12 protein-coding genes are annotated in these 17,787 nt (G+C 71.5%); 6 read left to right on the forward strand and 6 right to left on the reverse strand.

The genetic code is table 11. The features are described from left to right. Window position 1 precedes the first annotated feature (1 nt). Both OWM54_RS10805 and OWM54_RS10810 read right to left on the reverse strand, forming a co-directional pair. Complete coding sequence (locus OWM54_RS10805; RefSeq protein ID WP_267697440.1) at window positions 2-1,420, reverse strand: alpha/beta hydrolase; 1,419 nt, start codon at window positions 1,418-1,420, stop codon at window positions 2-4. Window positions 1,421-1,616: 196 nt separating this feature from the next. Then, entirely contained in the window at window positions 1,617-2,687 is a 1,071-nt protein-coding gene (locus tag OWM54_RS10810) for a hypothetical protein (protein ID WP_267697441.1), read from the reverse strand. Between the two features lie 188 nt (window positions 2,688-2,875). On the opposite strand from OWM54_RS10810, the gene OWM54_RS10815 reads away from it, so the two are divergent. The 3 genes from OWM54_RS10815 to OWM54_RS10825 all read left to right on the forward strand — a co-directional run bounded on the left by OWM54_RS10815 (window position 2,876) and on the right by OWM54_RS10825 (window position 7,247). Then, window positions 2,876-4,909 carry a radical SAM protein gene (locus OWM54_RS10815; protein ID WP_267697442.1) on the forward strand — a complete coding sequence of 678 codons (2,034 nt, stop codon included), beginning with the start codon at window positions 2,876-2,878 and terminating at the stop codon, window positions 4,907-4,909. Window positions 4,910-4,961: 52 nt separating this feature from the next. Beyond that, window positions 4,962-5,708, forward strand: a complete 747-nt coding sequence (locus tag OWM54_RS10820) for a DUF2652 domain-containing protein (RefSeq protein ID WP_223784610.1) — start codon at window positions 4,962-4,964, stop codon at window positions 5,706-5,708. A gap of 252 nt (window positions 5,709-5,960) precedes the next feature. Further along, window positions 5,961-7,247, forward strand: coding sequence for a hypothetical protein (locus OWM54_RS10825; RefSeq protein ID WP_267697443.1), 1,287 nt, complete (start codon window positions 5,961-5,963; stop codon window positions 7,245-7,247). Between the two features lie 12 nt (window positions 7,248-7,259). Here the strand turns inward: OWM54_RS10825 and OWM54_RS10830 are convergent, their stop codons facing one another. Beyond that, on the reverse strand, window positions 7,260-8,144 hold the full coding sequence (locus tag OWM54_RS10830; protein WP_267697444.1) for a sigma-70 family RNA polymerase sigma factor: 885 nt from the start codon (window positions 8,142-8,144) through the stop codon (window positions 7,260-7,262). Window positions 8,145-8,274: 130 nt separating this feature from the next. Here OWM54_RS10830 and OWM54_RS10835 point away from each other — a divergent pair, with 130 nt between their 5' ends. Beyond that, the gene (locus tag OWM54_RS10835; protein ID WP_141323994.1) at window positions 8,275-8,736 is read left to right on the forward strand and encodes a carboxymuconolactone decarboxylase family protein; all 462 of its coding nucleotides are present in this window, start codon (window positions 8,275-8,277) and stop codon (window positions 8,734-8,736) included. A gap of 253 nt (window positions 8,737-8,989) precedes the next feature. Then, window positions 8,990-10,339, forward strand: coding sequence for a hypothetical protein (locus OWM54_RS10840; RefSeq protein ID WP_267697445.1), 1,350 nt, complete (start codon window positions 8,990-8,992; stop codon window positions 10,337-10,339). On the opposite strand, the gene gcvA is transcribed toward OWM54_RS10840, so the two are convergent. Then, window positions 10,329-11,231, reverse strand: coding sequence for a transcriptional regulator GcvA (gene gcvA / locus OWM54_RS10845; protein WP_223784607.1), 903 nt, complete (start codon window positions 11,229-11,231; stop codon window positions 10,329-10,331). The genes OWM54_RS10840 and gcvA overlap by 11 nt on opposite strands. A 121-nt stretch (window positions 11,232-11,352) precedes the next feature. Between gcvA and OWM54_RS10850 the strand changes: the two genes are divergently transcribed. Then, the gene (locus OWM54_RS10850) at window positions 11,353-11,958 is read left to right on the forward strand and encodes a LysE family translocator (protein ID WP_267697446.1); all 606 of its coding nucleotides are present in this window, start codon (window positions 11,353-11,355) and stop codon (window positions 11,956-11,958) included. 56 nt (window positions 11,959-12,014) lie between these two features. Here OWM54_RS10850 and OWM54_RS10855 read toward each other — a convergent pair whose 3' ends face one another. Both OWM54_RS10855 and OWM54_RS10860 read right to left on the reverse strand, forming a co-directional pair. Continuing rightward, window positions 12,015-13,853, reverse strand: a complete 1,839-nt coding sequence (locus tag OWM54_RS10855) for an OmpA family protein (protein ID WP_267697447.1) — start codon at window positions 13,851-13,853, stop codon at window positions 12,015-12,017. Between the two features lie 47 nt (window positions 13,854-13,900). Next, the gene (locus tag OWM54_RS10860; protein ID WP_267697448.1) at window positions 13,901-17,785 is read right to left on the reverse strand and encodes a kelch repeat-containing protein; all 3,885 of its coding nucleotides are present in this window, start codon (window positions 17,783-17,785) and stop codon (window positions 13,901-13,903) included. Between the last annotated feature and the right edge of the window lie 2 nt (window positions 17,786-17,787).

The raw sequence follows: 17,787 nt of genomic DNA on the forward strand, positions 1-17,787 counted from the left end.
ATCACGACACGGGGCGCTGCGTCTCCGGGTCGATGACACGGTTGCCCTTGAACCAGTCGTGCTCGCCGTAGCGGTGCTTCGCCGAGTCCACGCCGCCGTAGTTGCCGGTGACGATGTCGGCCAGGTTGCCCAGGGACTCGGAGCCCGCGCGGTAGTACTTGGAGTGGTCCTCGAAGTTGCTCTTGTCCCCGCGGTCCGTCGCCTCGGCGGTGAAGCGCTTCGCGCCGAACAGGTCCTCGGTCGGGTCCTGGCCCAGCGGGTCTCCCGGCAGGTTGCTGCCGTTGAGCCAGGAGACGAAGTCCCGGCTGGCCGAGCCGGACCAGACGTGCCCGTTGGCGAGCGGCCCGTCGTAGTCCTTCACCGACTTCGCGCTGCCGGCGCCCGGGCTGCCGATGAGCACCAGGTCATCCGCCCGCAGGCCGTTCTTGTCCGCGGCGATGGAGGCCGTGGTGCTGCCGTAGCTGTGGCCAATCACCGTCAGGTGGGGCTGGTTGCCCTCGCGGCTGGCGCGGATGCCGGCCACGTCCGCGGCGAGCAGCTTCGCGCCATTCTCCGCGGCGTTGTCGGACGCCACGTTCTGGAAGCCCGGCGCGTCGTAGCCCATCCACGCCACCGTCGCGACCTCGCCGTGCTCCTTGCCCGCGGCCTTGTGCAGGTTCAGCGCGTCGCTGGTGATGTTGTCCATGTAGTCGCGCACGTCCGAGTTGAGTCCGGGCACGCTCACCGACACGTGCTTCGCCGTGTCCAGGTTGCCAGCGACGATGGCCGCGCGCCCCTCGCCCTTGACGAAGGCGGAGTCGTAGACGAGCAGCTGCGCGGAGCCGACCTCCTTCTCCGTCCGCTCCAATTGCTTCTGCACCGCCCGCGCGTTCTCCAGCTGGTGCTGCTTCTCCTTCGGGAGGAACTTCTCCGCGGGCTCGTCCGCGGCGCTGCCCGGACGGAGCGCGTCGCGCAGCTTGTCTCCCAGCGAGCGGTTGTCCAGGTAGTCCTTCTTGGCCTTGTCGGCCTCGGCGGTGAGCTGGGTCAGCTCGTTCTTGAGCTGCTGGCGGTTCGCGGTGTCGCGCACGGAGGCGGGCAGGCCATCCAGGGAGCCGACCTTCTTCGGGTCCGAGCTGACCGCCTGCATCTGCTCCGTGGGGGACAGCTGCTTCCACCAGCCCGCGCGAGCCTTGGGGTCCGCGGGCGCGGCGTCGAGCGGGCCCTTGGCCACGGGCGAGGCCTTCTCCCCTGTCAGCCGCTCCGCGCCCACCTTCCGAGGCCCCTCGAACGCGGTGAGCGTCTGCTGGGGCTGGGGCTTCCGAGCGGCCTCCTCCTTCACCTTGGCGGCGGCTGCCTGGGCCTGGGCGGCGATTCGCGCCGCCTCCGCGCGCCTGCGGGCTGCCTCGGCTGCTCCACGGTCGACAGATGAGATGGGGGCCATGACATCGCCTCGAATGGCTGGGGGATGCCTTTATCATCGCGACGGGTAGGAATTAGTTTCCCGATGTGCGCGAAAATCAGCTGACGCACAAAGACAAACACTCCAGGACGTGGGCTCTGTCACGCAAAGACAGAAGGCCCGGGGCCGCATCGACGCGGGCCACCGGGCCTTCATGGATACAGCGGGAGGACGTGCGCTACTTGTTGGGATTGTCCACGCCGTTGCTCGTCCAGACGAAGTCCTGGATGAAGCTGCCGCCGACGCCCAGGCCCCGCTCGCGCTCGACGTCGCCCACGAGCGCGTCCGGCAGGCCCTTGTCCTGGAAGGACTGGGGCACGCGCGTGCCCGACTCCAGGTGGGAGTTGTTCGTCACCTTGTATTCGAGGTTCGGCTTGCCCGTCTTCGGGTCGATGCCGGTGCACTCGATCTGCGTCCTGTACGAGCCCATGAACCACTCGAGCGCGGTGTACGGCGCGTCCTTGTTCTCCTCCGAGGTGCCGGGGCCGGTGAATCGATACAGGGCCTTGTCGTTCGCCTCGGCGATGGCCTTCGGGTCCCCGCTGGTCGGCGGGAAGACGTCGCCCGGCTGGGGGTTGGGGTACATCTTGAAGAACTCCTCGGTCAGCTGCTGCTGGTGCGGACGGCCCGCGAGGTCCTGGGTGTACTTGTCATCGGTGATGGTGACGCGGTCGACGGTGCGGCCCTCGCCGTCCGTCGTCTTGTCCCACGTGCCCAGGTCCGCCGGCTTCTCCTCCAGCAGCCACGTGCCCCACAGCTTCGTCCAGTCGGCCTCGAGCTTCTGGCCCGTCACCGGGTCCGTGGTGCGGTTGATGGCCTCCAGGTCGACCTCGCCCAGCTTCTTGAGGCTGTCGGTGAGCGAGGCGTCCTTGCCCAGCACGACCTCGGACGTCTTGGCGAGCGCGTCCACGCCCAGCTCCGTGCCCTTGAGCAGCACGTTCGTCGCGCCGTCCGGGAGCAGCGCGTTGGCGCCGTGGTAGGCGGTCCGCAGGCCCGTCTGGAACACGTCCCGCGCCAGGTCCTTGGGGTCGGTGATGGCCTTCTTGAAGGCGTCCGCGACGGGGTTGCGCTTCACGTCCTCGAAGACGTCGCGCGAGGTGTCGACGACGGCCTTCTTCGCGTCCTGGGCCTTGTCGACGACGGTGTCCTTCACGCCCTGGGCCTTGTCGACGACGGTGTCCTTCACGTCGTCCACCGTGCGGGTCACCGTCTTCTTCACGTCGTTGAAGCTGGGGAGCCGGATGCCCATGACTGGAACCTCGGGGGGTGGGGATGAGCGGGGCGTCTGTCCGGTTATCGGCCCGGTCCCCGCAAAGGTTTCTTGTGGTGTGAGAGCACGGACTACCAGGAGCTGAGCGAGCGTTCGACCGGGCGCGCCATCGAGTCAGGGCTGTGCGAAGGTGGACGTATGGGGGCCGCTCTCCCCACGAGGTCCCCATGCAGCCGCAGCCCGACTGGCGCCCCCATGCTCTCGACGGTGCCCTCCTCTGGTTCCATCGGAAGACGGGGACGAACCTCCGGCTCGATGCCCCCGGGACACGGCACCTGCGACGCCGCGCGCCCCGGCTGGTGCTCTTCGGCATCACCAACGCGTGCAACCTGGCGTGTGGTTTCTGTTCGCGGGAGCGCGAGGCGCGCAGCGACTGGACGGTGGACTCGGCGTTCGAGGTGCTCTCGGGGCTGGCGCGCGCGGGGACGCTGGAGGTGGCCTTCGGTGGCGGGGAGCCGCTCGCGTTCCGGGGCTTCGATGCGCTCGTCGAGCGGCTGGCGACGCACACGCCGCTGGCCATCCACTTCACCACGAACGGGGTGCTGCTCTCGGAGGAGCGGCTCGCGCGACTGCAACCCCACCTGGGTGAGGTGCGGGTGTCCCTGTACGAGGACAACGACTGGGAGGCCAGCGTGGCGCGGCTGGCCCGCGCGGGGCAGACCTTCGGGGTGAACCTGCTCGCCACGCCGGAGCAGGTGTCGGGCCTCCCGGAGCGGCTGCGGAGGCTGGAGGCGCTGGGGTGCCGCGATGTCGCGCTCCTGCGCTACGTGGGGCGGGATGCGGCGCTGCGGCTCGGCGCGGACGACGAGGCGCGGCTCACGGACATCGTGGCGGCGAGCCCGGTGCGCACGCGGCTGTCGGTCTGCTTCGGGGACATGCTGCTGGAGGTGCCCCGGCTCTTCGGCGGTGACTGCGGCGCGGGACGCGACTTCGTCACGCTGACGTCGGACCGGAAGCTGAAGTCCTGCTCGTTCCATGGCGCGGGCCTGCCCGTCGGCTCGGCGGAGGACGTGCTCCGGGCGTGGGAGGAGAATCAGGCGACGCTGTCCACGCCGTCGCCCCTGCCGGGCTGCGCGCGCGTGAGCTCGCCACGCGCGGATGCGCTCGAAGAGGGCGTCCGGGTGTGGCGCGGGTTCTCCGGCAACAACAGCGGCGACTGCGTGCTCGTGGGCCGCTTCGATACACCCGAGGAGGCGACGGCTTATCTGGAGACGCTCGTTCCGGATTGGAAGCCAGGGGGTGAATACCCCGAGCGGTGGAAGGCGTTGCTGGCGGCCGAGGGCATCCGCGTCGCGGCGGATGAGTACGCGCCCCAGGTGATGCTCGCGGTGGGGCGCGCGGTGCTGATGCACACCGACATGACGCTGGGAGACGACTTCCGCGCGCTGCGGTCGCGGGTGTGGAAGCGCAAGGGCCGCCTGGTCCACACGGGCATCCATGTCCACGCGCAGGTCCTGCTGGCCACGGTGTTCGGCGTGAAGGACGCGGCGTCGCTCCCGGCGCTCGCGCGCGCGTTGGACGCGGCGGAGTTCGGCCCCTTCGTGCGCCATGCGAACCAGCTCCACGGGCTGGTGGATTTCTGGGGCGAGGCCGGAGACGAGGATGCGCTCGATACGCGCGCGGCCCGCCTCTCCGCGGTGGCGCAGGAACATGGCGCGGTGCTCGCGGCGGAGCTGGTGGAGATGCCACGGGAAGCCAACCTGAAGCAGGCCCTCGCGTCGAGGCATCCGAGGGCCACTCGGACGCGGCTGTGGGCCCTGTTCGATTCGGCGGAGGCCGCGGCGCGCTACGCGCGGGATTTGGAGGGCGCCGTCACCGTGGCGGGCGCGCACGTGCTGCTCGAGGAGGGCCACTTCGGTCCTCGGCTGGGGTACCTGGCCCATCGACAGGGAGGACGGGCGCTCATGCTCACGGGCCAGCGCGTCATCGTCACCGGGTACTTCGCGAAGAAGAGCCCCGGGGCCGCTGACATGGTGCCACGCCTGCGGCCGTACCTGTCCGCGGATGACCGGCTGGAGACCGTGTCCTGGGAGAAGTCCCTGATGATTCAGGTCGACACCCAGGCGCCGGGGCCGGTGTTGAAGGGGTTCACGGAGCTGGAGGTGCTGCTCGGGATGCCCATCCAGGTGAGGCTCCATCCCGACAATCCGCTCGCGGAGGCCCTGCACCGCCTTCGTGAGGAGGTGGAGTCGGAGCGCTGAGCCCGGGTGGGCGGCTTGCCTCTCCGGGGCGCTGGGCTACGCTGCTGGCCGAATGGCGACAGAGAAGGCGCTGCTGCTCATCGCGGACATCGGCGGCTACACCCGCTTCATGAAGCACCACCGCTTCAGTCTTGCGCACGCGCAGGACTCGGTGGCGCAACTGCTCGAGGCGGTCATCGACGCGTCGGGGAAGCTCAAGCTCGCCAAGCTGGAAGGCGACGCGGCGTTCTTCTACGCGGTGGGAGAGGACCACGGCTCGCTCGCCCAGCGCATCGCCGACATCCGGCGTGCGTTCCTCGCGCGGCGGACGCTGTTGGACGTGGACCGGATGTGCAAGTGCGACGGGTGCACGCAGGTGGGCTCGCTGACGCTCAAGTTCGTGGCCCACTCCGGAGAAGTCGCGTTCCAGCGCGTGAAGCACCTCACGGAGCTGGCGGGCGTCGACGTCATCCTCGTGCATCGGATGCTGAAGAACGACGTGCCGGTGTCCGAGTACGTCCTGATGACCGACGCGGTGCACCAGCGGCTGGAGCCGGAGCTGCGAGGCAAGGCCCAAGGGCTGGAGCACGAGTTCGAGGGCCTGGGGCGCACGACCTGCCACTACCTGGACCTCAACGACAGCGCGCTGACGCTGCCCGTCTCCGTGAAGCCGAGCCTGCCGCGCAGGCTTTGGAACAAGCTGCTGCTGGAGCTGCGCACGCTGAAGTACGTGCTCGGCTTCGCCAAGCCCTGTGAGGACTTCCGCAACGTGGAGGTCGTCGACGCGAGTGACGCGTCCAAGGCGGACCACCGCGCCTGACCGGACGCGCGGCGGAATCTTCCAGGCTGGCCCAAGGCTCGATGCGTCGGCGCTCAGGTAGGCCACCCGCTCACCGGCGCACGCACTCGAGCGCCCAGGTGAAGCGCGGACGGAGTTTCTCGACACAAGCGGACCCGGACGCCAACGCACGGCCACCACGCACGCCATGGCGCGCCTCCGCGACCCGCGTCGGATGCGACGACAACGCGGCTCGGGTACCTTGCCGACCTCACCTTCACCTCGAGGTCCGCCGTGGAGACACTCGCCTGTGGCCATGCCGCGCCCGTCGCGGGTCTGTGCTGCGTCCACCTGCTCGAGAACGAGGACGCGGGTTACTACGTCCGCTTCACCGGCAGGGGCGCCTGGATGGACCTGCTCTGTGAGGACTGCGGCCGCGTCAGCCACCCCGGACAGGCCCACCGCGCCGTCTGCACCGACTGTCAGCAGGCCACCGTCGCCCGTGGCTTCGACCTCATCGGCGTCATCGGCCGCCCCGAGTCCCGCTCCCGCGCCACGGACCTGCGCTTCGAGCATCGCGAGCACAGCCGCTCCGCGCTCACCGGACGTACACCGCTCGCCGTCGCCGCCCTCGGCGCGTCGAGCTGGCTCGCGGTGGACCCGGAGGGCGCCCTGCTCCGCCTGGACCTCGACGAGGCCACCCCCGCCCGTCTGGGCTCGGTGAGCGACACCGCGCTCGACCTCGCCGCGCCCCTCGCGCTGCACGTCTCCGCCTGCGCCCGCTTCGCCGCCGTGGTCAACCTGCGCGGCAGCCACGGCGTCGTCGTCGACCTCACCACCGGCGCGGTGACGATGCGGCTCGACCGGGGCTCGTACCACACGAAGCACTGCGACTACTCCGTCGCCTTCTTCCGCGATGGCGAGCGCACGCTGCTCGTACACGCCACCGGGTGGAACCGGCTGGACCTGTCGGACCCCGCCAGCGGCGCGCTGCTGAGCGCCCGCGAGCCGCCGTCCCGAGGCGAGCCCAATCAACCCATCCGCGCGCACGAGCTCGACTACTTCCACTGCGGCCTCACCGTGTCCCCCAACGACGAGTGGCTCGTGGACGACGGCTGGGTCTGGCACCCGGTGGGCATCCTCACCAGCCTCTCGCTGCGGCGCTGGGTGCGGGAGAACGTCTGGGAGTCCGAGGACGGCCCCTCGCAGCGACGGCTCCGCGAGGTCCCCTATTACTGGGACGGCCCGCGCTGCTTCGTCGGCCCCCGCATCCTCGCGACGTGGGGCTTCGGTGGAGACGTCGACAAGCTCATCGACGCCGCGCTCTTCCACGACGTCTCCACCGGCAAGCTCCTGCGCTGGTTCCCAGGTCCCCGAGGCGCCTTCGAGTGCGACGGCAACCTGCTGCTCGCCAGCGCGGCGGACACCGGCACGGCCGTCTGGGACATCGAGACCGGTGAGAAGCTGCACGAGGACGCCACCCTCAAGCCCACCGCGTGGCACCCGGTGTCGCGCCGCTTCCTCACCGTGCTCCCCCAAGGCGGCCTGCGAGAGAGCAGCCTGAGCGGCACCGCCTGGTGAGCCGCGACGGACTCAGGCGGGGAACACCGCCACCTCGAGCTGGCTCAGCCGCTCGGGGTCGAAGATGGACTCGATGGCCACCACGCGCCCTGCCTCCACGGTGAAGCGCAGCACGGAGACCAGCCGGCCTCCCGGCGCGATGACCAGCCCCACCTGCCCATCGATGAGCGCCAGCTGCGTGAAGCGCGCACGCGCCGACGCGAGGGTGGCCTGACGCGCGACGAACGCCGCGCCCCGGACCTCCCGCGACGCCCCGGGTGGCAACACCCGCGCATCCGTGCGCGCCACCACGTCCGGGTCCAATATCGCGAGCAACGCGTCCAGGTCCCCGCCCCGCGCCGCCGCATGGAAGGCCGCGACCAGCTCCCGCTGCCGGCCCAGGTCCGCGTCTGGAGAGAGCGCGGCCCCATGCACCCGGCGCCGCGCCCGGCTGGCCAGTTGCCGGGCCGCCGTCGCCGTGCGCCCCACGATGGGCCCGATGTCGTCGAACGACAGCGAGAACAGGTCGTGCAGCACGAAGGCGATGCGCTCCGGAGGACTGAGCGCGTCCAGCACCACCAGCAGCGCCACGCCCACCGAGTCCGCCATCAGCGACGCCTGCTCGGGGTCGCCCGCGGCGGGCACATGCTCCAACCGGGAGACGCCCTGCAGGTCCGCGGACTCCTCGCGGCGGGAGCTGCGGGTGCGCAGGAAGTCCAGGCACACCCGCGCCACCACCGTCGTCAGCCAGCCCCGGGGATTCACCACATCATGGGTGTCCGCCCGACTCACGTGGAGCCAGGCCTCCTGCACCGCGTCCTCCGCCTCGCTCACCGAGCCCAGCATCCGGTACGCCACGGCCCGAAGGTGCATCCGGTGGGACTCGAACTCCCTGGCTCGCCGAATTTCTTCGTCCATCGGTCACATTCTTTCGCGGGGCTCCGTCATCGCGGCGCCGGACGCAGCACGGCGTCGATGTGACACGCAGACAGCGGTTCAGCAACTCCCTTCCACCGGAGCCCTTCGAGGCTCCCGGAGCACTCCTGTCATGAACTCCCGCATGAAGAACCCCGCGATGGTCGTCCCCGAGGCCATGCACGCGCTGATGGCGCTCTCCAAGGCCACGAGCCAGGGCGGCGTGCCGCAGAAGACGCTGGACCTGGTCCACCTGCGCGCCAGTCAAATCAACGGCTGCTCGGTCTGCGTGGACATGCACCCGCGCACGGCCAGGAAGGCCGGTGAGAGCGAGGAGCGGCTGTTCGCCGTCGCCGCCTGGCGCGACACGCCCTACTTCACCGACGCCGAGCGCGCCGCGCTGGCGCTCACCGAATGCGTCACCCGCTTGAGCGACCGTTCGGACGCGGTGCCCGACGACGTCTGGCAGGAGGCCGCCCGGCACTACGACGAGCCGGCGCTGGGCGCGCTCGTGATGTCCATCGGCCTGGTCAACCTCTGGAACCGCCTCAACGCGGCGACGCGCCAGCGGGTGGACCCGAACGCCCGCTGGTAGGTGACATGCGACGTGTCCTGAACGGGAACCCCTCCCCACGGAGCACGTTGGAAGTCCGGGCCTCCCACCCCACCGTCCGTTGCTTTTTTGGACCCGGAAAGGAACGGACATGCGGGCAAGACTCTGGTGCACCTTGTTGGGACTCGGACTGGCGGGGTGCGGAGTTTCCACGAGCCCCGAAGCGACACAGGCTGTCGACACGGGCGCAAGCGCAGCCCGTGCCCAGGCCTGTCCCCAGGGCACGGCCTCCCGGTTGAAGGTCATCACGCCACCGGGCTCGGGCCCCGTCCTCATCGCCGGCAAGCAGCGCGGGACGGACCTGCTCGTCGACATGGGCGGGATGCTCTACTTCGGCACCAACTTCCAGGATGGCGGCGCCACCCTCTGGCGCACGGATGGAACCCCCGGGGGCACCGTGGAGGTGAACCGCTTCGCCCCCGCCCCGCGGCGCGCCCCTCGACTGGGGAGCCTGGTGGCCATGGGCCGCAAGGTCTTCTTCGAGGTCGACGACCCCGACACCGGCAACGAGCTGTGGGTCAGCGACGGCACCCAGGCGGGGAGCCGGCTGCTCAAGGACATGACGCCCGGCGCGGAGGGCTCGTCGTTGATGCATCACACCGCGCTCGAGGACGTGCTCGTCTTCGTCCGGGCGACGTTCGACTCCCAGCCGCCCTACGTGCATCACGAGCTGTGGCGCTCGGATGGAACGCCCGACGGCACCGTCCGCGTGGCCCTCATCCCCGACGACGTCATCGTCCAGTCCACCTCGTTGAAGGTGGGCAATTCGCTGCTCTTCTTCCTGTCCTCGGAGCGCGGCGGCACCACGCTGTGGCGCACCGACGGCACGCCCTCCGGGACGCTCGCCGTCAAGAAGGTCGACTCGCGTGACGCGTACGTCCACCACGTGGACCCGACGGGCGACGTGGGTCTGTTCGTGATGAACGACGGCTCGCACGACGAGGTGTGGAAGACCGACGGCACCGCCCAGGGCACGGTGCGCCTGGACTCCTTCGGCAGGTCCACGCGGCTGCTCGGCGTGCTGGGCGACTGGGTCTACCTGGGCACGCTGTCGTCGAACATGCGCGCGCTCCACGTGGAGCGCCTCTCGCTGGAGGGCGGCGGCAAGGCGCGCATCACCACCCTGGACAACCCCTACGCGAATCGCCCGGATGCCATGCCCTATCTGCAGCGCACGCTGCGCTCCGGAGGGAAGCTCTACTTCTCCATGGCCATCGGCGGCACGGGGCCCGGCCACCAGGACGTGTCGCTGTGGGTGACGGATGGCAGCGCCGCGGGCACCCGGTTCATCCATCGTCCGTTGGACCTGAGCCTCGACTCCAGCTCCCCGCTGTTCGACACGGGCCACGGCGCGCTGCTCTTCAGCGGGTCCGAGTACGGGGCCACCGAGCCCTGGTTCACGCGGGGCACGTCGGCCACCACGGGGCAGCTCGCGGACATCACCCCGGGCCCATGGGGCTCCTCGCCCGCGGGCTTCCGCCGCCTGGGCGAGCACGTCTTCTTCTTCGCCAAGGACGACACGGGCGACCAGCAGCTGTGGAGCACGCCGGCCGACTTCTCGTGCGCGGCCAGGGCTACCCCGTAACGGCGAGCCCCACAAAACGCGCGGTGGCGCGCGCCTCGGAGCGCAACCAGGCGCGCAGCGTCGCCACGTCGGAGCGGCCCGACAGCGGCCGCGGGTGGACGAGCCAGTAGCCGTAGTCGTTGGGGAGCACCGTCTCGAAGGGCCGGACGAGCCGTCCGGTCCGCAGGTCCTCGGCGGCGAGCATCAGCCGGCCCAGCGCCACGCCCTCCCCCTGACGCGCGGCCTGGAGCACAAGCCCCGCGTCGTTGAACGCGAAGCCCTTCGTGGTGTCCACGCCCTCCACCCCGGCCGCGTCCAACCAGCGCCGCCAGCCGTCCTTCGGCGTGTCGTGGAGGAGCCGGAGCTTGCGCAGGTCCGAGGGCGAGCGCAGGCGCCTCGCGAGCGCGGGCGTACACACGGGCGTGAGCCCCTCCGGCGCCAGCAGCTCGGCCTTGAGCCCCGTCCACTTCCCCAGCCCGGAGCGCAGGCCGACATCGAAGCGGTCGTCCAGGAAGTCCCACAGCTCGCCGGCGCTCGAAATCTGGAGCTCCAGCGCCTCGTGTCGCTCACGCAGGGACGCGAGCCGGGGCACCAGCCAACACGCGGCGAGCGAGGGCAGCACGGTGAGCCGCAGCGGCCCCGGCTGGGCCTCGTACAGGCGCGTGGTCGCCTCGGCCAGATGCTCGAAGGCGGGGGTGAGCTCGCGCAGGTAGGCCTGTCCCTTCTGCGTCAGCGTCAGCGCGTGGCCCCGGCGCTCGAACAGCGACACGCCGAGCCAGTCCTCCAGCTGACGCACCTGATGGCTGATGGCGGCCTGCGTGACGCGCAGCTCGGTGGCGGCGCGGGTGAAGCTCAGGTGCCGTGCTCCCGCCTCGAAGGCCCGCAGGGCTCCGAGCGGTGGAATGCGTCGCATGCTCGATGAGCTCCCTTTATCGAGGGCCCGAGGATAGCTCGCTGGGGAGCGGGCTCGAAATGGAGTTTGTCCCAGCGTGTGCCCGACGCGATGGACGCGCCGGGGGCTTGGGGCTTGCGCCATGATTCCCGTCGAAGTCTGGGTGATGTTCCTCGGTTACACGGTGCCGATGGTGTTCAGTCCGGGCCCCGGCAACACGGTGCTCGCCACCGCCGGAGGCCGCTTCGGCCTTCGCGGCACACTGCCATTCTGGCTCGGCTTCGAGGTGGCCAACGTCGCCCTGTGCCTCGTCTACGGGTTGGGGCTGGGCCGTGCGCTGCAAGGCATGCCCGCGCTGCTGCACGTCCTGCGCTGGTGCAGCGTGGCGTACCTGCTCCATCTCGCGTGGAGCTTCGTGCGCGGCACGCGCGCGCCCACCGCGGAGGACGCGGAGCCGGAGCGGCTCGGGTTCGTCGAGGGCGTGCTCGCCGTCGCGCTCAACCCGAAGATCCACTCGATGGTCCTGGTGATGTTCTCGCAGTTCCTGAGGCCGGAGCTCGGGATGCTCGCGCAGACGGCGCAGCTCACCGGGGCCTTCCTGGTCGTCTGCGTGGCGTGCCACTTCCCGTGGATCTACGGCGGGAAGCTCATCCTGGGACGCTTCCGCTCCGAGCGGGCCCTGCGCATCCAGGGCTGGACGTTCGGCGCGTGCATGGTGGCGGTGGCCGCCTACGTCGCCGTGGCGTGAACCGCCCCCGAAGGCCCGCGGAGCCTCGTGGCTCCGCGGGCCTCCAGGTCCTGCCGTTACCGCTTGATGATGAACTCCACGCGGCGGTTCTCGCCGCGGCCTTCCGGGGTGTCGTTCGTCGCGATGGGACGCGACGGACCGTAGCCCCTGGCCTCCAGGCGCTTGCCGTCGATGCCGCGCTTGATGAGGTAGGCGCGCACCGACTCCGCGCGCTCCTGGCTCAGCGTGCGGTTGAGTTCCTCCGGACCGGTGTTGTCCGTGTGGCCCTCGATGCGGATGGCGACGTCCGGACGCGCCTTCAGCTGCGCGGCCACGTCATCCAGCACCCTGGTGCCCTCGCCCTCGATTTCGGCGCGGCCCACCGTGAAGGTGACGCGACGGTCCGCCAGCGACAGCTTCTCCTCCACCGGCGCCGGCTCCGGGCAGCCCTGACGACCCGCCACGCCCGCTTCGTTCGGGCACTGGTCCTGGTCATCCGGGATGCTGTCACCGTCCGTGTCCTTCGCGGCCGGGCAGCCCTGGTTCTCCGCCGTGCCCTTCTGGTCGGGGCACTTGTCCTCGCCGTCCGGCACGCCGTCGCCGTCCGTGTCCTTCGCCGCGGGGCAGCCCTGGTTCTCCGCCGTGCCCTTCTCGTCCGGGCACTTGTCCTGGTCATCCGGGACGCCGTCGCCATCCGTGTCCTTCGTGGCGGGGCAGCCCTGGTTCTCCGCCGTGCCCTTCTCGTCCGGGCACTGGTCCTTCGCGTCCGGCACGCCGTCGCCGTCCTTGTCCGGGCAGCCACCCGCGTCCTTGCTGCCGGCCTCGTTCGGGCACGCGTCGTTCCGGTCCGGCACGCCGTCGCCATCCGAGTCCGGGTCCGGGCAGCCCTCGTTGTCCGCCGAGCCCGCCTCGTTCGGGCAGCGGTCGGACTTGTTGAGCACACCGTCGTTGTCGTCGTCGTTGTCCGGGCACTGCTCGGGCGTGTGCTTGCGTCCGCCCTGGCAGACGTCCTCGCGGGCGGGGTTGTGCGCCCAGGCGATTCCCGCGCCCAGCCGCCACGCGGGCGTGCCGGGGATGTTCGTGAAGCCCTTCCCGGCGAGCGCGTTCACCTCGAAGCCGTGACCGATGGGAAGCCGCACGCCGCCGAGCAGCTCCACCGCCACGTCGGGCTGCACCAGCGACTCGGCCACCTGCAGCGCCAGCTCGCCGCGCAGCCCCTCGCCGCGCGTGGCCACCACCACGGACTGCTCCAGCTCCGTGCCCACGTCGCGGCCCGGGTTCACCTCCGTGGACCGGATGCGCGCGCCCGCGCTGGCGCCCAGCGCGAACATGCCCACCTCGCGGCCGAGCGAGACTCGGGGCGAGAACTGCAGGCCCGCCCAGTGCTCCTGTCGACCGAAGGCGCTCGCGCGTCCACCCGGGAGCCCCACGTCGAGCCCCACCGCGAGCGACAAGGGCGCGCCCTCGTCGCGACGCAAGAGCGAGTAGCGCGCGCCCACTTCCGGCGTGCCCAGGCCCGAGGACGACGGCGTGGAGATGCCGACGTACATGCCCTCGCCATGGCCGCCCTGGTGGATGATGACGGGCAGCCGCGCGGACAGCTCCAACCGGTCCACCGGCGACCACGCGCCCTGCACCCAGGCCGACGTGCGGTAGTGGAGGATGGAGCGCTCGCTGCCGTCGCTGCCCTCCAGCACCAGGATGCCGCGCTCGTACCCCACGAGCAGGCTGAGCCGGTAGCCGCCCTCGTTGAGCAGCCGCCCGGTGTCCACCGTCAGCGAGTCGACCGCCGACGCGTTCAGCCGCAGCCGCTCCGCGTCGAAGGGGCTCAGGGGAGTGGAGGTCGTCTGCGCCGAGGCTCCGCCCGCCGAGGCCAGCGCCGCGGCGAGCACACACATCCGTGCCGATTTACGCAAGGGAAGGTCCTTCGAGCTGAAGAGTCGGAGGAGAGGATTCGAGGCGCTCATCGACCCGCCTCCTCGCGGCCACGACGACGATTCGCCCACACGGCGAGCACCGCCAGCACCACCAACGCCAGGTTCGCTCCACCGCCCGCCGCCTGGCAGCTGCCGCCGGCGATGCGCACCACGAAGGTCTGCACGGTGACGTCGAACTCGCACCGGGAGGCGTTCCCCGAGGCGTCCGTCGCGGTGACGGTGACGCGCGTGCGGCCCGTCGGGAAGCGCGAGCCGGACGGGTGCGACGTCGTCACGGTGACGGCGCCAGCGGTGTCCGTCGGAGGCGGCACGCTGTAGGTCACCTCCGCGCCGCCCTGCGCGTCGGACTGGACCTGGATGTCGGCGGGGCACGTCAGCGTGGGCGCCGTCGTGTCGCGCACCGTCACCAGGAAGGTGCAGGTGACCTGCTGGCCGCCCGCGTCCTCCGCCGTCACCGTCACCGTCGTGTCGCCCAAAGGCAGCGTGCTGCCCGAGGGGTGCGAGTAAGTCACCGTGGGCGCGGGCCCGCCGTTGTCGGACGCCGTGGCCGGGGGATAGGTCACCACCGCGCCGGCCGCGCTCGTGGCGTCCACCACCAGGTCCGCCGGACAGGTGAGCGTCGGCGGGTCATCGGTCACGTCGACCGTCACCGTGGCCTCGTTGCTGTCGAGCCCGCAGTCGCGCGCCCGGTACGTGAAGCTGTCCGGTCCGATGTAACCCGGGTTCGGCGTGTACGTGAGGTCGGGCGGCGTGCCCGTGAGCGTGCCGTGCGCCGGCGGCGTGACGATGATGAACGTGAGCGCGGAGCCCTCCGCGTCCGTGCCCGTCAGCGTCACCTCCGCGGGCGCCCCGTTGCTCGACAGGGCCGTCAGGCCCTGCACGGTGGGCGCCGTGTTCGTCACCGCGCGCACCACGCGTCCACCGCCCACGCCGTTGGCGAAGACGGAGAGCACATACGCGCCCGGCGTCACGCTCGCGGGGATGGTGGCCGTCACGCCCGTGGCGGACATGTCGCTGCCCGGCAGGCTCCACAGCCGCCGGCCCTCGTTGGCCTGCAGGCGCACCTGCGGGAAGGCCGCAGAGGAGTCGCGGTAGTCACCCGAGCTGGCCCCGGAGATGCCCTGGAACCCCGTGCCGGTGATGCTCACCGGACAGCCGATGGGGACCTGGTCCGGCGTGGCCACCGTCGGCCGCCAGGCGGGCTGCGCGCCCGTGTCCTCGTAGCGCGAGGCGCTCGCCAGCCAGGCACCGCCCGCGTCCTGCCCGCCGAAGGTCAGCGCTTCGCCGGTGGACAACACGATGAGCTTCGAGAGCGTCCGGCCCTCGGGCAGGTTCGCTGCGGGCTGCCAGGTGTTCGTCACCGGGTCGTACAGCTCCGCGCTGTTCAGCACGCTCCCCCCGCCCTCGCCACCCGCGACGAGCACGCGCCCGGAGGGCAGCAGCGCGGCGGAGTGATGGGCCCGCGCCGTCGTGAGCGTCCCCGCCGGAGACCAGGTGTTGGTCGTCGGGTCGTACAGCTCCGCGGTCGCCGTCTCGGCCGTGGGGGAAAGGCCACCCGCGGCCAGCACCCGCCCGGATGGCAGCAGGGTCAGCGAGAAGTGGGCCCGGCCCTCCGCGAGCGACGCGGCGGGGGACCACGTGTCCAGGGCCGGGTCATACAGCTCCACCGAGTTGACCGACGTCGAGCTGAAGCGCCCGCCCGCCACCAGCACCCGACCGTCCGGCAGCAGCACCGCGGCGTGGTTCGTGCGAGTCTCCGGAGTCGTGGCCACCGGACGCCAGGTGTTGGCGGCCACGTCGTAGATCTCCGTCACGCCCGCGAGCCGTCCACCCGTCACCAGCACGTCGCCTGTCGCGAGCAGCGTCGCGGTGTGGCCATCGCGCGCGCCCGCCATGTTCCCCGCCGGAGTCCAGGTGTCCGTCGTCGGGTCGTACCGCTCCGCCGAGGACAGGCGCGCACCGCCGTTGTTGGCGCCACCGACGGCGAGCACCTGTCCCGAGCGCAGCAGCGTCAACGTGGCGCGCTCGCGCGTCGTGCTCATCGGGGCCGCGGCGGACCACGCGTCACTCGCGGGCGTGTAGCGCTCCACGTCGCCGAGCACGCCCGTGTCCGCGCGGCCTCCGGCGACCAGCACCTGCCCCGAGGGCAAGAGCACCGCCGACAGACCCTCACGCCCCGTCGCCAGCGCGCCGGCCGGCGTCCAGCGGGAGCTGGAGGCCTCGTAGCGGTCCGTCTCCGCGGTGAAGACCGTGGCTCCACCCGACTGGTTGAAGCCGCCGGCGACCAGCACCTGCCCGGTGACGAGCAGCGTGGCGGTCGCGTTCTCGCGGCCCGTGGCCAACGTGCCCGCGTCGCTCCAGGTCCCCGTCGCCGGGTCATAGATTTCCGAGACGGCCTGTCCCACCCTCGCGTCATCCGAGCCGCCCATCACCACGACCTTCCCATCCGGGAGCAGCGTGGCCGTGTGGCCGTTGCGGGGAAGCCGCAGCGCGCCCGTCGCGGTCCAGGTGTTGGCCACCGGGTCGTAGAGCTCCGCGTGCGTGACGACATTCGCGCCCGAGCGGCCGCCCGCGAGCAGCACGCGCCCATCGGGCAGCTGCGTCCCTGTCGCGTAATGACGCGGCACCAGGGGCGGAGCCGCGAGCGTCCAGGTCCCGGAGGTGGGGTCGTAGAGCTCCGCGCTGGGGACGTTCCCACCCCCAGGGTTGAAGCCGCTGACCACCAGCACCCGACCATCCCTCAGCCGCGCGGCGACGTGGGCGCGGCGGGCGGTGGACATGGAGGCCGTGGCCGTGAAGGTGTTCGTCGTCGGGTCGTACAGCTCCGCCGTCGCCAGGCTGGAGCCACCCGCCACCAGCACCTGCCCCGAGGACAGCAGCGTGGCGGTCGGCAGCGAGCGGCTCGCGGCCATCGCGCCCGTGGCGGTCCAGGTGTTCGTCGTCGCGTCGAACAGGCGCCCCGTCAGGCTGCCGTCCATGAAGGCGACGGCCCTGCCCGTCGGCAGCATCACGCCGACCGACGTATTGCCGGTGATGCCCGGGGCCGCGACGGCGGACCAGGCGCCCCGCGCGGGGTCGAACCGCTCCGCGCTGGTGACGAAGCCCAGGCTGTTGACGCCGCCCACCGCCAGGACGGAGCCATCCGTCAGCGGGATGGCGGCATGCTGGGCCCGCGCGGTCGCCATCACCGCCGTCGAGGACCAGCCGGGGTCAACCACCAGCGGCGCCTGGAGCCCCGCGAGCGCGACCTCCGAGACGATTCCCACCTGAGGCGCCACGACGTCGAACACCTTCGCGACGGCGCTCGCGCGCACGCCCGACAGCCGCGCCGTCCCGCGACGGGAGGTGCCTTCCGCGTCACGGACCTCGGACGGGTGGAAGCGCAGCACCGGCGCGCCGTCCTCGTCGAGGAACTCGAGGACCTCGCCCGTGTCCCGCAGCCGCGTCACCGTGGCCGGGAGCGTGACACGGTACTCGGCGCGGTGGGTGGGCTCGGAGGCGTCCACCACCCAGGCCTCCTCGATGCGCGAGCCGCGCCAGCCCTGGCTCAGCGCCGCGAAGCCGCCCACCGGGAAGAAGAAGTGCCGCTCGCCCACGTACGACACGGCGCCCTCGTGGCGCGGCGTCCCGTGGTCGGCCTCACCCGGCGACGACTCGACCCGGAAGGACAGCCCCCGGGTGGAAATCTCCAGCGTCCCGCTCCCGGTGAGCCGGGCCGTCAGCGCCCGCGCGTCCGTACTGGAGGCCGGTGTGTCCGACGAGGAGAAGCGCCTGGGGGCGGCCTCGTCCGTGGCGAGCTCCGGGAAGTAGCTCCGGGCCAGGGCGAGCGCATCCTCCGCCGCGGGCAGGTCGCGCTGTTGCTCGCACGACCACACCACGGCACAGCACAGCATCAAGACCAGGCGTTGCAAGA

The sequence above is a fragment of the Myxococcus sp. MISCRS1 genome (genome assembly GCF_026626605.1).
GTDB lineage: Bacteria > Myxococcota > Myxococcia > Myxococcales > Myxococcaceae > Myxococcus > Myxococcus fulvus.